This window comes from Pseudomonas vlassakiae, assembly GCF_014269035.2.
In the GTDB taxonomy this organism is placed as follows: Bacteria; Pseudomonadota; Gammaproteobacteria; order Pseudomonadales; family Pseudomonadaceae; genus Aquipseudomonas; species Aquipseudomonas vlassakiae.
Window position 1 is genome coordinate 153,845 of the sequence record NZ_JABWRP020000005.1, and the last position, 14,465, is coordinate 168,309.

At 62.4% G+C, this 14,465-nt stretch carries 10 protein-coding genes and 3 tRNA genes; 5 read left to right on the forward strand and 8 right to left on the reverse strand.

The window, feature by feature from the left end; genetic code table 11:
* Nucleotides 1-84 precede the first annotated feature (84 nt).
* The gene (locus HU738_RS26190; protein ID WP_217871444.1) at nt 85-474 is read right to left on the reverse strand and encodes a hypothetical protein; all 390 of its coding nucleotides are present in this window, start codon (nt 472-474) and stop codon (nt 85-87) included.
* 204 nt (nt 475-678) lie between these two features.
* Between HU738_RS26190 and HU738_RS08790 the strand changes: the two genes are divergently transcribed.
* From HU738_RS08790 to HU738_RS08800, 3 genes are read left to right on the forward strand one after another with little or no spacing between them, the layout of a single operon-like run.
* Nucleotides 679-1,524, forward strand: coding sequence for a DUF6502 family protein (locus tag HU738_RS08790; RefSeq protein ID WP_186603171.1), 846 nt, complete (start codon nt 679-681; stop codon nt 1,522-1,524).
* A complete protein-coding gene (locus HU738_RS08795; RefSeq protein WP_186603170.1) occupies nt 1,521-3,101 on the forward strand; it encodes a DUF5666 domain-containing protein in 1,581 nt (526 codons plus the stop codon). Before HU738_RS08790 ends, HU738_RS08795 begins: the two co-directional genes overlap by 4 nt.
* 54 nt (nt 3,102-3,155) lie before the next feature.
* Nucleotides 3,156-3,905, forward strand: coding sequence for a hypothetical protein (locus HU738_RS08800; protein WP_186603169.1), 750 nt, complete (start codon nt 3,156-3,158; stop codon nt 3,903-3,905).
* A 70-nt stretch (nt 3,906-3,975) separates the two neighbouring features.
* On the opposite strand, the gene rimO is transcribed toward HU738_RS08800, so the two are convergent.
* On the reverse strand, nt 3,976-5,307 hold the full coding sequence (gene rimO, locus HU738_RS08805) for a 30S ribosomal protein S12 methylthiotransferase RimO (RefSeq protein WP_054883416.1): 1,332 nt from the start codon (nt 5,305-5,307) through the stop codon (nt 3,976-3,978).
* A 233-nt stretch (nt 5,308-5,540) separates the two neighbouring features.
* Here rimO and HU738_RS08810 point away from each other — a divergent pair, with 233 nt between their 5' ends.
* On the forward strand, nt 5,541-7,451 hold the full coding sequence (locus HU738_RS08810) for a potassium transporter Kup (RefSeq protein ID WP_186603168.1): 1,911 nt from the start codon (nt 5,541-5,543) through the stop codon (nt 7,449-7,451).
* A gap of 91 nt (nt 7,452-7,542) precedes the next feature.
* On the opposite strand, the gene HU738_RS08815 is transcribed toward HU738_RS08810, so the two are convergent.
* From HU738_RS08815 to HU738_RS08835, 5 genes are all read right to left on the reverse strand, one after another.
* Nucleotides 7,543-8,835 (reverse strand): virulence factor family protein, encoded by a 1,293-nt coding sequence (locus tag HU738_RS08815; RefSeq protein ID WP_186603167.1) that lies wholly within the window; start codon nt 8,833-8,835, stop codon nt 7,543-7,545.
* Nucleotides 8,835-11,393 carry a bifunctional lysylphosphatidylglycerol flippase/synthetase MprF gene (mprF, locus tag HU738_RS08820; protein WP_437182022.1) on the reverse strand — a complete coding sequence of 853 codons (2,559 nt, stop codon included), beginning with the start codon at nt 11,391-11,393 and terminating at the stop codon, nt 8,835-8,837. The genes HU738_RS08815 and mprF overlap by 1 nt, the downstream gene beginning before the upstream one ends.
* Before the next feature lie 332 nt (nt 11,394-11,725).
* A tRNA-Met gene (locus tag HU738_RS08825) sits at nt 11,726-11,802 on the reverse strand.
* Nucleotides 11,803-11,902: 100 nt separating this feature from the next.
* Nucleotides 11,903-11,979, reverse strand: a tRNA-Met gene (locus tag HU738_RS08830).
* Between the two features lie 137 nt (nt 11,980-12,116).
* A tRNA-Met gene (locus tag HU738_RS08835) sits at nt 12,117-12,193 on the reverse strand.
* Nucleotides 12,194-12,401: 208 nt separating this feature from the next.
* Here HU738_RS08835 and dinB point away from each other — a divergent pair.
* The gene (gene dinB / locus HU738_RS08840; RefSeq protein WP_186603474.1) at nt 12,402-13,463 is read left to right on the forward strand and encodes a DNA polymerase IV; all 1,062 of its coding nucleotides are present in this window, start codon (nt 12,402-12,404) and stop codon (nt 13,461-13,463) included.
* A 36-nt stretch (nt 13,464-13,499) separates the two neighbouring features.
* On the opposite strand, the gene HU738_RS08845 is transcribed toward dinB, so the two are convergent.
* Nucleotides 13,500-14,450: a hypothetical protein gene (locus HU738_RS08845; RefSeq protein ID WP_054883411.1), complete on the reverse strand. Its 951-nt coding sequence runs from the start codon at nt 14,448-14,450 to the stop codon at nt 13,500-13,502.
* Nucleotides 14,451-14,465 lie beyond the last annotated feature (15 nt).

Here is a 14,465-nt window from a genome sequence, read left to right on the forward strand (position 1 = left end):
ACAACAGATTCCCGCTCGATTGGCGTTCTCATGGCGAAGACCTGGAGACGGAAAATGCAAATCCACATGCTGTTCAAAAGGGCTCTACTGGCAGTCGCCGTTGCAGGCGTGCTGTCGACGGCCATCGTGTTGATTCCAGATTCGATATCTCATGGCTCCAGCGCGTATGCCAAGGATGGCGGCGGTGGCCACGGTGGTGGTACTGGCAGCGGCGGCCATGGCGGCAACAGTGGCAGCGGCCATGGTGACGCAGGCCAGGGTCACGATGGCAACTCGAATTCCGGTCGCAGCAGCAACCATGCTGAAGCGGGTGATGATCATGGCAACCACGTTGGCGGTGAGCCCGGTGACGATCATGGCAATCATGTCGGCGGTGAACCTGGCGACGATCATGGCAATCACGTTGGTGGTGAACCTGGTGACGATAACGGCAGCCATGTGGGTCGCGAACAGGGTGATGACCGCGGTGCTCATGCCGGTGGTGAAGTCGGGGATGACAGGAGCTGATTGGCAGTGAACAGCCCATACAAGACCCAACGGACGGGTTTTGTATGGGCGGCTCCTATCATGCGTTTGCAGTGAGCGCTGACAGCTTTTTCTCATTCTCGATGGGAAGTGGTTACAGTGGTGTGGGATGTTTTCCCGCATACTGGGTTCACAGTTCAAGGAATGCGCTCCATGCAATCGCCCTCTATCCCCCCGTCCATGCTGAGTGCATTGCGCAGGATCATGCGCCCTCTGGTGCGCCTGATGCTGCGCAAAGGGGTGACCTACACGATGTTCACCGACGTGCTCAAGGAAGTCTTCGTAGATGTGGCTCATCGCGAGTTTCGCCTGGACGACAAGGTGCCGACCGACAGTCGCATCAGCCTGCTGACCGGGGTGCATCGCAAGGATGTGCGGCGGCTGCGAAGTGAAAGTGAAGCGTCTAGCGCGGCGCTGCCGGAAAACATCACCTTAGGTGCGCAATTGGTGAATGTATGGACCCGTAGCCCGCCCTTCTGCTCGGAGGCCGGCCAGGCGTTGGCCCTGCCAAGGCTGGCCAGCGTTGGCGGCGATTGTTCTTTCGACGCCTTGGTGGCGAAGGTCAGCACGGACATCCGTGGGCGGGTAGTGCTGGATGAATGGTTGCGCCTGGGCGTCGTCCGCCTCGATGATCAGGACCGCGTCCACCTCGAGGCCCAGGCATTCGTACCGCAGAAGGGCTTCGATGAGAAAGCCGCTTATTTTGGCCATAACCTGCATGATCACGCCTGCGCGGCGGTGCACAACCTCAGTGGCGAAGGTCTGCCGTTTTTCGAACGCAGCGTGCACTACGACGCCCTGACCCCTGCCAGCGTCGACACGCTGCGCGAAGCCGTCAGCCAGGATGGCATGCAAACCCTGCTGGCCTTCAGCCGGCTGGCAGCCGAGTTGGAAAACACCGACGAGCCAAGCCACGGGCAGCGCCAGCGCATCACCGTCGGGCTCTATTTCTATTCTGAAGCCACTGACCCCGATTCGTCGAAGGCCGCCGACTCATGACGCCCTTCGTGCGCTGCCTCAGTCTCGTTGCACTGGTCTTTGGTTTCGGGCTGAACCTGGTGGCGCCTGCCAAGGTGGTAGCAGCGCCAGTGTGCGTCAGCCGTGATGAAGTGGGCATGGCGGGGGCTGCGAGCCTGCAGTTGCCGGGGGGCGTTGGCGGCACAGGCGCCAGAACCGGTGGAATGGGGGGCACGGGTGCGCCGCTTCAGCAGCACCCCGGTGGCACGGGGGGGACCGGCACGCCGATCGAGCGCCCGGGCGGCACTGGTGGTACTGGTATCGTCGGCACCATCACCGGGTTCGCATCGATCTGCGTCAGTGGCCAGGAGGTGCACTACGCCAAGGATGTACCTGTCAGTGAAAATGGTGCCCCTGCCAGCAGCGCTCATCTGGCGATCGGCCAGGTGGTCGCGGTGGAGGCGTATGGCACACAGCGCGGCTTGCAAGCCGGGCGCATCGCGATCCTCAACGTTTACCAGGGGCCGCTGACGGCACTGCCGAATGCTTCGGGGCCGCTGCGGGTCATGGGCCAGCCCGTTCGCCTGGCAGCCGGGGCGCGGGTGGCAGAAGGGCTGCGACCGGGCGAACCGGTCAGGGTCAGCGGCCTGCGCGATGCTGCAGGTGAAGTGGTCGCCAGCCGTATCGAGCGGGCACCAGGGCTCAGGGAGGCCAGTGCCATTGGCGCAATCGATCACCGCGGCAGCCTTCAGGGGCTCAAATTAGGTACTCCTGTGGCACCGGCGCGGGAAATGCTGGTGCGCGGCCAATGGACCGGCAGCCAGCTGGAAGTGGCGCAAACGCGCCCTGACCCGAGCCTGGCGTTTGCCGGGCGAGGGCAGACGATGGTGATCGAAGGGCTGGTGCAGCGCACGCAAGCGCGTCAGCTGGTGGTCGGCGGCATCAACGTGACTCTGGGGCAGGATACCGTGGTCGTCGGCAAGCAGCCCGCGTCCATCGCGCTCGACCAACGGGTGCGGGTAATCGGCGTATTCAGTGCTACCCACGAGCTGCGGGCATCCCGCGTCGAGCTCGATGACGAGCGCGCAGAGCATTCGGGTGCAGGGCATTCCGGGAGTAACAGCGAGCACGTTACAAGCGGCTCGGGCACTTCGGGCACTTCGGGCAGCAGCAGCCAGGGTGAGCGCAGTAGCTCCAGCATCCGCAGCGAAAGCGGTGATGACCACGATGGGCGCAGCGCCGGTAGCGGCGCCAATGATCATGACAGCGTGGACGTTGAGGACAGGTCCGGCAAGTCGGTACGGGTCGATACCGTGGAGCAACGCGAGACCAGCAACAGTGGTAGTTCCGATCGCGTGGAAAAGATCGAGAAGCTGGAAAGAGTGGAGAAGGTGGAAAAGGTCGAGAAAATAGAGAAGGTCGAGAAAGTGGAAAAAGTCGAACGTCCTGAAAAAGTAGATAAGGTCGAGAAGCCTGAAAAGGTCGAGAAAGTGGAAAAGGTAGAAAAGGTCGAACGGGTCGAAAAGCCTGAAACGGTAGAAAAAGTCGAAAAGGTCGAAAGACCTGAGACGGCAGAGAAGGTTGAAAAAGTCGAGCATCCGGAGCGGTCCGGGCATTAGGCAACTAGGCTGGGTTAGTCCGTTCACACTTCCCGACGCAATACCGAGGTGCAAATGAGACCCGCGCTCCCTCTTTTCGCCTGTTTGTTGTCCTGTAGCAGTGCCTCGGCCCTGGCCGATACCTTCAGCGCCTCGATTGGCATGGACTTTTCGAGTGGCGACTATGGCACGGGTACCACTTCGGAAATCTGGTATGTCCCTGTGGTCGGCAAGTATGAAACCGGCCCCATGACTTACAAAGTCACCGTGCCCTGGCTACGCATCACCAACCCGGAAGTGGGGCCCAATGGTGACCCCTTGCCCGGTGGATGCCATGCGGTGGAGAGTGGGCTGGGTGACACGGTAGCCAGTGCGGCTTATGCACTGCTCGATGGCCGTGACGGTGGCCTGATGCTGGACCTCATCGGCAAGGTCAAATTTCCCACTGCCGATGAAAAGCAGTGCCTGGGTACAGGGGAGTACGATTACACCGGCCAGGTCGATATCGCCCAGGCATTCGGCCCGGTCACCGGCTTCGCGACCCTCGGCTGGAAGAAGTTCGGTGACCCGCCTGGCAGCGATTTCAAAGATCCGATATTCACCAGCCTGGGCTTTGCCATTCCCGTGAGGAAAGGTACGTCGGCGGGTGCCTCGTACGACTGGCGGCAAAAAGTCGTCTCGACGGGGTCGGAAATTCAGGAACTGACACTGTTCCTGACCCACAAGCTCAACCGGGAATGGAAAGTGCAGCTGTATGCGGTCAAGGGTTTTTCCGATGCCAGCCCCGATGCTGAAGCTGGAATGATGGTTTTTCACACGTTCTGACAAAAAAGCCCCTGCCGGGCAGTTCCGCATGCGGAATACCCGGCAGGGGCTTTTTCATGGGCCGGCTGCTTTAAACGGGCTCGGCCCACATGTCGTATTCGTCGGCATCCACCACGCGGCACCGGACTTTATCGCCGGGCTTGAAGCCATGGTTACCGTCGATGAACACGCTGCCGTCGATTTCCGGAGCATCGAAGAAGCTGCGGCCAACCGAACCCTGTTCCTCGACTTCGTCGATCAGCACTTCGATTTCCTTGCCGATGCGCAGCTGCAGGCGAGCGGCGCTGATGGCCTGCTGGTGAGCCATGAAGCGGTCCCAACGGTCCTGCTTGATGTCATCCGGCACTTCTTCCAGGCCCAGGTCGTTGGCCGGGGCGCCTTCGACTGGCGAGTACTGGAAGCAGCCGACGCGGTCGAGCTGGGCTTCGGTGAGCCAGTCCAGCAGGTACTGGAAGTCTTCCTCTGTTTCGCCAGGGAAGCCGACGATGAAGGTCGAGCGGATCACCAGCTCGGGGCATTGCTCGCGCCAGTTCTTGATGCGGGCCAGGGTCCGGTCTTCGAAGGCTGGGCGCTTCATCGACTTGAGTACTTTCGGGCTGGCGTGCTGGAACGGGATGTCCAGGTACGGCAGGATCTTGCCTGCGGCCATCAACGGGATCACGTCGTCGACATTCGGGTACGGGTAGACGTAGTGCAGGCGCACCCAGGCACCCAGGCTGCTCAGCGCTTCGCACAGTTCGAGCATGCGGGTCTTGACCGGGCGACCGTTCCAGAAGTCGGTCTTGTATTTGACATCGACGCCGTATGCGCTGGTGTCCTGGGAGATCACCAGGATTTCCTTGACTCCGGCCTTGACCAGGCGCTCGGCCTCGCTCAGCACCTCACCGACCGGGCGGCTGACCAGCTTGCCGCGCATCGACGGGATGATGCAGAAGCTGCAGCTGTGGTTGCAGCCTTCGGAAATCTTCAGGTAGGCGTAGTGGCGCGGGGTCAGCTTGACGCCCTGCGGCGGCACCAGGTCAATCAGCGGGTTGTGGTCCTGGCGGGGAGGCACCACTTCGTGCACGGCGTTGACCACCTGCTCGTACTGCTGCGGGCCGGTTACCGACAGCACGCTTGGGTGCACGTCACGGATATTGCCTTCGTCGACACCCATGCAGCCGGTGACGATGACCTTGCCGTTTTCCTTGATCGCTTCACCGATCACCTCAAGCGACTCGGCCTTGGCGCTGTCGATGAAGCCGCAGGTGTTGACCACCACTACATCGGCATCCTCGTAGGTGGGCACGACTTCATAGCCTTCCATGCGCAGCTGGGTCAGGATGCGCTCGGAATCGACCAGGGCCTTGGGGCAACCCAGGCTGACGAAACCAACCTTGGGGGTGGCGGGAGTGGTGGACATGACTAACCTCGGTATTGAATGCAGTTCGCCCGCAGCAGAGGGGGGCGATCTTGACGGGCGCTTTTGGCGCCTCTGATCAAAAAGTGCGCAATTCTAGCGAGCGCACGGTCGCTTGACCAGCAGAAAAGCGACGAACGCTGCGCTATGCTTCGCGCCATTGCGACGGGGCACTGCATGTCCCTGACGCAGGAGTGAATTCTACCGGCCTTCAAGGCCATCTGCGGGAGTGTTCGATGGTTCAGGCAAGCAGTCACGCCGAAGGCGGGCACGCGGGGAAGCAAGGCGCGACACGGTCACTGGGGCTGCTGGTGGCAGCGGTCGGGGTGGTGTATGGCGATATCGGTACCAGCCCGTTGTATACCCTGAAAGAGGTCTTTACTGGCGGCTATGGGGTGCCGGTCAACCATGATGGTGTGCTGGGGATCCTCTCGTTGATCCTCTGGTCGCTGCTGTGGGTGGTGTCCTTCAAGTACGTGATGTTCATTCTGCGCGCAGACAACCAGGGCGAGGGCGGCACCATGGCCTTGACCGCCCTGGCGCGGCGGGCCACGGCGGCTTATCCGCGGCTGCGGTCGCTGATGGTCATCTGTGGCCTGATCGGCGCCTCGCTGTTCTATGGCGACAGCATGATCACCCCCGCGGTGTCGGTGCTGTCCGCCGTCGAGGGCATGGGCCTGGCCTTCGAGGGGATCGATCACTGGGTAGTGCCGATTTCGCTGGTGGTACTGGTGGCCTTGTTCCTGGTGCAGAAGCACGGTACCGACAAGATCGGCAAGCTGTTCGGCCCGATCATGGTGGTATGGTTCCTGGCACTGGCCGTGCTGGGCGCACATGGCATCTCCCAGAGCCCGGAAGTGCTCAAGGCGTTCAACCCTGGCTGGGCGGTCAATTTCTTCATCGTCCACCCTGGGATGGGCGTAGCCATTCTCGGCGCGGTGGTGCTGGCGCTGACCGGTGCCGAGGCTCTCTATGCCGACATGGGCCACTTCGGGCGCAAGCCGATCGCTCGCGCCTGGTTTGCCCTGGTGCTGCCAGCGCTGGTACTCAATTACTTCGGCCAGGGCGCAATATTGCTGCAGAACCCTGACGCAGCCCGCAACCCGTTCTATCTGCTGGCGCCAGGCTGGGCGCTGCTGCCAATGGTCGGCTTGGCGACGATGGCCACGGTGATTGCCTCGCAGGCGGTGATTTCCGGGGCCTTCTCCCTGACCCGCCAGGCTATCCAGTTGGGCTATATCCCGCGCATGCAGATCCAGCACACGTCCAGCGACGAGCAGGGGCAGATCTACATCGGTGCGGTGAACTGGACCTTGATGGTCGGTGTGGTGCTGCTGGTGATCGGCTTCGAGTCCTCCGGCGCCCTGGCGGCCGCTTACGGTGTGGCCGTCACCGGAACCATGCTGATGACCACTATCCTGGTGTCGGCGGTGATGCTGCTGTTGTGGAAGTGGCCACCGGTGCTGACGGTACCGATCCTGGTCGGCTTCCTCTTGGTCGATGGCCTGTTCTTCGCCGCCAACGTGCCGAAGATCGTCCAGGGTGGTGCGTTCCCGGTGCTGGCAGGCTGCGTGCTGTACCTGTTGATGAGCACCTGGAAGCGCGGCAAGCAGATCCTGGTGGAGCGCATCGATGAAGGCGGGCTGCCGCTGCCGGTGTTCATCAGCAGTATCCGTGTGCAGCCGCCACATCGGGTCGAAGGCACGGCGGTGTTCCTGACGGCACGGGCAGACGCGGTGCCCCATGCGCTGCTGCACAACATGCTGCACAACCAGGTGCTGCACAGCCAGGTAGTGCTGCTGACCGTGGTCAGTGAGGACCGTCCGCGGGTGCCGGAACACGAGCGTTTCGAGGTCGAGGCCTATGGTGATGGCTTCTTCCGCGTGCTGCTGCACTTTGGCTTCATGGACGAGCCAGACGTGCCGGCGGCCTTGAAGCTGTGTCACCTGGACGAATTGGACTTCAGCCCGATGCGCACCACCTACTTCCTCAGCCGGGAAACGGTCATTGCGTCGCGTCTGGAGGGGATGTCGCGCTGGCGGGGCAACCTGTTTGCGTTCCTGCTGAAGAATGCCAATGGTAACTTGCGCTTCTTCAACTTGCCGCTGAACCGGGTTATCGAGCTGGGAACTCAGGTCGAGATCTGAGTTGCTACCGATTCGCGGGTGAACCCGCTCCCACAGGGTACATGCACAACCTGTGGGAGTGGGTTCACCCGCGAACGGCCATCGAGCGTTATCAGTTCTGTGCCGCGACGCTGGACTTGCCCTGACGCGTCTCGATCTCGTCGATCAGGCGTTTGGCCAGCGCCGGGTAGTTCTCGTCGAAGTGGTGCCCGCCTGGCAGCTTCATGCGCTCGCCTACCGCGGTCTTGTCGGTGCAACCGCTTTCATCGGTCTCTTCCACGCCGTACACGCACACCACCTTGGACGCCGGTAGTTTGGCCATTTCCGGCCCGGTAGGCGCTTCCTGACCTTCCTTGCCCAACCAGCCTTCGACTTCGATCTCGAAACTGCCACTGCGGGCGAACGCCAGCAGCACGACTGCGTCGATACGCTGCTGGTCTTCGGCTGGCAGGCGGTTGTAGATGGCCGGCAGCACGTCCGCACCGAACGAGTAACCGGTCAGCACGAAACGCTTGGTGCCCCACTTCTGGCGGTAGTGCTGCATCAGTTCCGACAGGTCGGCGGCACTTTGCTCCGGAGTCTTGTGTTGCCAGTAGTAGCGCAAGGTGTCGATACCGACCACCGGGTAGCCCAGCTTGGCCATCTCGCCGGCCACGTCGCGGTCCAGGTCGCGCCAGCCGCCGTCACCGGACAGGAACAGGGTGACGGTGTCGGTGGTTTGCCCGGCCGGGACTTCCACCACCGGGATGGCCAGGGCATTGCCGTCGCGGCCAACCAGGGCCTGGGTCAGCTGGGCCTTGAGTACCTGTGGCAGGTGAATGTCATAGTCGCTGATGCTGGTCTCAGCGTTGGCCTGGTCGCGCACGAAGGCGGCACTGGCGTCGTCCGGGTTGTCGTTCCAGGCGACGTTCCAGTGGCCGTGGGCGGCCGACTTCGGCAGCTCGACCTTGCAGCCTGGCTGTTCCAGGGTGAAGTCGACCGAGATGGCCCGTGCCTTGTCGTCATTCTGGGTGGCCAGCCAGCGCCATGCCTGGGCCGCCCCTGGGCCGATGCCGGCGACCAGGGTCGGTTTGTCGGACAGCTGGGCCAGCGCCTGGTCCATGGCCTGTTGCTGCTTGGTGCAGTCGTTCGGCGGCAGGATCACCTGAACCAGCTGCGCCTCGCCAGCCTGGCTCAGGTCCAGCAACTGCTTGTCGCTCAGGGCCTGGTCCTGGGGCACGCCGATGGCGACTCGGGCCTTGGCATGCACGCCCGGGGTGACGCGGATGAGGCTGGTGTCATTCAGGGTCAGCTGCTCCAGCCGTGCCTCGGGGGCAGGGCGGGCCCACAGCCAAAAGCCCGCAGCGCCAGCCAGGGCGGCCAGCAACAGGGGAATCAGTACGTACAGCCAATAGCGTCGGATCATCAGCGTTTCACCAATCCAGTCAGGCCGCCGGCAATCAGGGCGGCAGTATCGGCCAGTGCTACCAGTGGGTCGAGCCCGGCTGGTACGGCCATGTAACGAGGTTCCCAGTCCGGCTGGAACTTGTCCTTGAAGCGCCGCAGGCCCTGGAAGTTGTAGAGCTGTTCGCCACGGCGGAACACCATCGAGCCCAGGCGTTGGGTCAAGGGTGCACCGCGGCGTGGCTGCAGGCCGGAAAGCGGGACCATGCCCAGGCTGAAGCGGCCGTAGTCATGGCTTTTGTAATGCAGGATCAAGCCGATCATCATGAATTCCATGGTCAGCTTCGGCGCCTCGGGGTGAGCGCGCATCAGGTCGAGGCTGGCCAATTCGTTGCTGTGGGTTTCCAGCAGGTTGGCGAAGGCCACCGGCCGGCCCTGGAAACGAATCAGGGCGATACGGAAGTGCTGCAGGTACTCGGGGCTGAAGCGCCCCAGCGAGAAGCCCTTCTCGCGAACGTTCTTGCCGCCGAGCCAGGCGTCGGAGATTTCCTTGAGTTCGGCCAGCGGTGCCTGGCCAGGTTCGTGGATCTCCAGGCTCAGGCCATCCCGGCCGCCACGGTTCCAGGTGTAGCGCAGGTCTTTCATTTCCTTGCCCTTGGCTTCGAGGTCGAAGCGGCGCAGATCAACCCGCGCTTCCTCGCCCAGCTTCAGGGCAGTCAGGCCGATGTCCATGTAGAACGGCAGGTTTTCCGCGCGCACCTGGTAGAACACCGGGCGGGCGTGGTGCAGGTCGCACAGGTCTCGGAACTGCCAGATCATCTCGGCGCGTTCCTGGGCGGGGCCGATCGGGTCGTACAGCGCCACCAGGCTGCGACCGCGACGGGCATACATCAGGAAGGCAGTGTCGCTGGGGTGGAACAGCAAGGCCTTGTCGCCGGTCAATGCCAGGCCACCGTCGGGCTGGTCGGAAGCCTGCAGGATGCGGTTGGCGCGCTGTAGCTCGGCCTCGTCAGGCAAATGAATGACCGGACGAGCGGTGCGCAGCAGCCAGGTCAGGGCGACGATCACCAGCAATACCGCACTGCCCAGGGCGGCACGCAGGCCACGTGGGGCGTCGGCGTCAAGGGTGAACTGCCACCACAGCTTGTGGGTATAAGGGACATCCTGGTAGGCAAACAGCAGCAGCCACACCGATGCACCGACCACGCAGGCGCTGGCCACCAGGTACACCGGTGAGAACGGCAGTTCGAGCAGTCGGCTCGGTCGGTAGAACGAACGACGGAAAACGGCCAGCAGTGCGGCGGTCAGGGTCAGCAGGCTGGCTTCTTCCCAGTCGAAGCCTTTGAGGATCGACAGCAGTGCGCCCACCAGCAGCAAAACGGTAGTCAGCAGCCAGGCGGCCGACAGGCGCCGGCGCAGGCCCTGGGCCAGCAGCAGGCACAGCACGCCAATCAGGCTGGCGCCGAAGTGCGAGGCGTCGATCAGCCGGTGAGGCACGAGGAAGCCCATGTGCTCCAAGCGTGTGTCGATTTCCGGCGTGGCGCCGGAGAACAGCAGCACCACGCCTGACAGGAACACCAGAATTGCCAGGATCGGTGCGCCGAGGCCCGAGGCCGCCTTGATCGCTTGCTGGGCAAACAGCAGGCGGCGCGCTTCGTTGGCCAGCAGCAGGACACAGGCCAGCAGCAGTGGCAGCACCACGTAGATCAGTCGGTACAGGAGCAGGGCGGCGGCCAGAGGTGCAGCGCCAAGCTGGTCGGCAAAGGCGGCGAGCAGGATGGCTTCGAACACCCCGACGCCACCCGGCACATGGCTGAGCACGCCAGCCGCCAGGGCCAGCAGGTAAACCAGCACGAAGGCACCGAAGGGTGGGGCTTGCGGCAGCAGCAAGTAAAGCACTGTGGCGGCAGCAGCCACGTCCAGCGCGGTAATCAGCAATTGCAGGGCTGCCAGGCGGCCACCCGGCAGGCGCAGGGTGCGGCGGCCCAACTGGACCAGCAGGTTATCAGCTAGCGGCTGTTCCGGCAGGCGGCGGCGATACAGCCCGATCACCAGCACGGCGGTGAGCGCCAGTACCGCGATGGCGATGCCGGCCAATACTGTCGAAGGCAAGCGCAGTGCAGTAGCCGCTGCCGGCAGGTTGCTCAAGGTGGCCAGTGCCGCCAGTGGTGGCAGTGCGCACCCCAGGGACAGGCTGGCGAACACAGTCATGCGTGCGACTTCGGCGGCGCCCAGGCCCTGACGTGCATACAGGCGGTAACGCACCGAGCCACCCGAGAGCATCGACAGGCCGATCGCGTTGCCAATGGCGAAGGCGCTGAAACCACCCATTACCAAGGACCGCGCAGGCAGCTTGACGGCCGCGTAACGGCTGGCCGACCACTCGTAGCCGAGCAGGATCACGAAACCTGCCACCGTCGCCAGCAGGGCACCGATCAACGACTTTGCCGGTACGTCGAGCATGGCATCGTGCAGGGCGTAGATGTCCAGTTCGCTCAACAGATGCCGACAGGCGATCAGCGCCATGGCAAACAGCAGCAAGGTCACGCCCAGGCCAATCGGCTGGCGGTAACGGCTCATACGCTCAAGCCAAGGCAGGCGCTGGGCAGCAGTCGGCAGTGCCGAGGCAAGCGGCACCTGGGGTTCGGGAGTGTGCGATGTCATGAAATGCCTCGAGCGAAGTGCGCGAGGAGGGGATGTGCAGCGGCCAAGTGAAAGTCCCTTTGGTAAACGTATCCAGATATTACTCCGGGCAACGTTACTTTCAGTCGTCCGGCAGCGTTAAAGATAGTTCATCCTCATGTCGACACCTCAAACGGGCGGGTTTGGGTGAGTTCCAAGGATTTAACAGGCGACGAAATGCAACAAACCCCGCGCTGCTTTTACACAGGCGGGGTTTGTTCTGACGAATATGGTTGCGGGAGCCGGATTTGAACCGACGACCTTCGGGTTATGAGCCCGACGAGCTACCAGGCTGCTCCATCCCGCGTCAGAGGGGCGCATTCTATAGCGTTGGACGCTTAAGTCAAGTGTCAATTTCTGAGGCAAAGAAAAAGGCCACTGCGTTAACAGTGGCCTTCTCTTGAATCTGGTTGCGGGAGCCGGATTTGAACCGACGACCTTCGGGTTATGAGCCCGACGAGCTACCAGGCTGCTCCATCCCGCGCCTGTGGGATCGAATTCTACAGCGTAAGCACTTGATGTCAAGCGCTACTTATTGATTTATCTTGATTTTTCCTTCGCCGAAGAAAATCGAGGCAAAAGAAAAAGGCCACTGCGTTAACAGTGGCCTTTTCTCGAATCTGGTTGCGGGAGCCGGATTTGAACCGACGACCTTCGGGTTATGAGCCCGACGAGCTACCAGGCTGCTCCATCCCGCGCCTGTGAGATCGAATTCTACGGGTTTCTTCGCCCGTGTCAAGCAACATTATCGAAAACCCTTTTTCGTTCAACCTCTTAGCGTTTATGCCTGGCGGCGGGTCAGGCGCGACGGGCCTTGCAAGCCGATTATCGAAGCAGGCTGTCTCACCGTCAGCGGCATGCGCTACTATCTGTATGAATTTACAGTGGTGGCCCTCATCAATGTCTTTGCGCAAGATCATCCATATCGACTGCGATTGTTTTTACGCCGCCATCGAGATGCGTGACGACCCGCGCCTGGCCGGTCGCCCCATGGCCGTGGGGGGTTCTCCTGACCGTCGCGGGGTGATCGCCACCTGCAATTATGAAGCACGCGCCTATGGCGTGCGTTCGGCCATGTCGTCCCGGCATGCCCTCAAGCTGTGCCCGGACCTGGAAATCGTCAAGCCGCGCTTCGACGCTTACCGGGAGGCTTCGCGTGAGATTCACGCCATCTTCCGTGACTACACCGAGCTGATCGAGCCGTTGTCGCTGGATGAGGCGTATCTGGATGTCAGTGACAGCCAGTGGTATGCCGGAAGCGCTACGCGAATCGCCGAGGACATTCGCCGGCGTGTTGCCCGCACCCTGCATATCACGGTATCTGCGGGGGTGGCGCCGAACAAGTTCCTGGCCAAGATCGCCAGCGATTGGCGTAAGCCCAACGGCATCTTCGTGATTACCCCGGAGCAGGTCGAGGCCTTTGTGGCTGCATTACCGGTGGCCAAGTTGCATGGCGTGGGCAAAGTGACCGCCGACAAGTTGAACCGCCTGGGGATCGACACCTGTCTTGACTTGCGTGAATGGTCGCGGCTGGCGTTGGCGCGTGAATTCGGCAGTTTTGGCGAGCGGCTCTGGGGGTTGGCGCGAGGGGTTGACGAGCGTGCGGTTCACAACGATAGCCGCCGGCAGTCGGTCAGTGTGGAAAATACCTATGACAACGACCTGCCAGACTTGGCCAGTTGCCTTGAACGGTTGCCGGAGCTGCTCGAAAGCCTCAATCAGCGGATTGCCCGGATGGACAGCAGTTACCGCCCGGACAAGCCGTTCGTCAAGGTCAAGTTCCATGACTTCAGCCAGACGACGATGGAGCAGGCAGGGGCGGGGAGGGACCTGGAAAGCTACCGACAGCTGCTAAGCCAGGCGTTCGCCCGGGGTGGCAAGCCGGTGCGCTTGCTGGGGGTGGGGGTGAGGCTGAGGGACCTGCGCGGGGCGCATGAACAGCTGGAGCTGTTTACTTCTGAGCAGTGAGGGCCGCTTTGCGGCCCTTCGCTACCACGCCCGCTCCTACAGGCCGGGATCAGCGACCAACCGGCCAGTGGCCTTGGTCAGTGCCGACAGGAATTCCTGTTGCAGCTCCGGATCGTTGCGTGTCAGCTCGATCAGGCTCTGCTCCATCTCGCTGGCTTCCTCTTCCAGGCCCAGCTCGGACAAGCGCTTGACCCGGTGTACCCACTGGCCCACATCGTCATCCTCGAGGTCATCGAAGATCAGCTCATGGGCCTCTCGCAGCTTGTTGCGCAAGGTGGCGCTGACCAGCAGGCTGGCATCGCCACGCACCGCGTTGTCCTCGTCGACCGCTTGCAGGTGCAAGGTGCCGACGTGATTCAGGTGCTGTTCCGAGAACGGGCTGTCCAGCAGGTTCAGGCGCAAGACGCCGTTCCTGTCGGTAGTCAGTTCGTGGGTCATCTTGCCTGCCTTGACTTCAACCAGCCGCTCGCTCCAGGGCACGCTGGTGAACTCCTCGCGCTTGTCCTTCTGCACTTCGCTGATGCCCGCCAGGTTCTGCTGAGCACGGCCATTGGACGGCGTATTCATGAACGGATTGAGGCCATCCACGCCATAGCTGAGCCAGTCGTGGGTGATGCTCTGCGGCAGGTTGCCAAGGGTGAACACGTTGACTACGTTAGCCCCTATACCGGCCACCACGGCTACCGCGCCCAGCGGGATCTCGTAGATCTCCCGCCACGGTTGGTATGGGGTGTAGCGGTCGTAGCGGCGGGTGACCTCGTATTCGGTGACCTCGAAACGCTTCTGCTCGTGGATGCGCACACGCCGTTGCGGAAGCTCCATCACCTTCGGCTCGCCGACATCGATCTGCAAGGTGTGTTCGAGCAGCTTGCGCTCGACACGCTCCTCATGATCGCTGCGCTGGGACATCTGGTTGGCGCAACCGCTGGCGAGCAAGGCGCCGCACAGTGCGGCGCCCCCCAGGGTAAAGGTACTTCGCTTGGACATGATTACTCGTGCATT

What these genes read in the sequence shown, in the direction of transcription:
- HU738_RS08815 (WP_186603167.1), bottom strand. Translation starts at nt 8,835, where the DNA reads ATGATCCGACGCTATTGGCTGTACGTACTGATTCCCCTGTTGCTGGCC.
- HU738_RS08790 (WP_186603171.1), top strand. Translation starts at nt 679, where the DNA reads ATGCAATCGCCCTCTATCCCCCCGTCCATGCTGAGTGCATTGCGCAGG.
- rimO (WP_054883416.1), bottom strand. Translation starts at nt 5,307, where the DNA reads ATGTCCACCACTCCCGCCACCCCCAAGGTTGGTTTCGTCAGCCTGGGT.
- HU738_RS08800 (WP_186603169.1), top strand. Translation starts at nt 3,156, where the DNA reads ATGAGACCCGCGCTCCCTCTTTTCGCCTGTTTGTTGTCCTGTAGCAGT.
- HU738_RS08845 (WP_054883411.1), bottom strand. Translation starts at nt 14,450, where the DNA reads ATGTCCAAGCGAAGTACCTTTACCCTGGGGGGCGCCGCACTGTGCGGC.
- HU738_RS08795 (WP_186603170.1), top strand. Translation starts at nt 1,521, where the DNA reads ATGACGCCCTTCGTGCGCTGCCTCAGTCTCGTTGCACTGGTCTTTGGT.
- HU738_RS26190 (WP_217871444.1), bottom strand. Translation starts at nt 474, where the DNA reads ATGAGCACCGCGGTCATCACCCTGTTCGCGACCCACATGGCTGCCGTT.
- HU738_RS08810 (WP_186603168.1), top strand. Translation starts at nt 5,541, where the DNA reads ATGGTTCAGGCAAGCAGTCACGCCGAAGGCGGGCACGCGGGGAAGCAA.
- mprF (WP_437182022.1), bottom strand. Translation starts at nt 11,393, where the DNA reads ATGAGCCGTTACCGCCAGCCGATTGGCCTGGGCGTGACCTTGCTGCTG.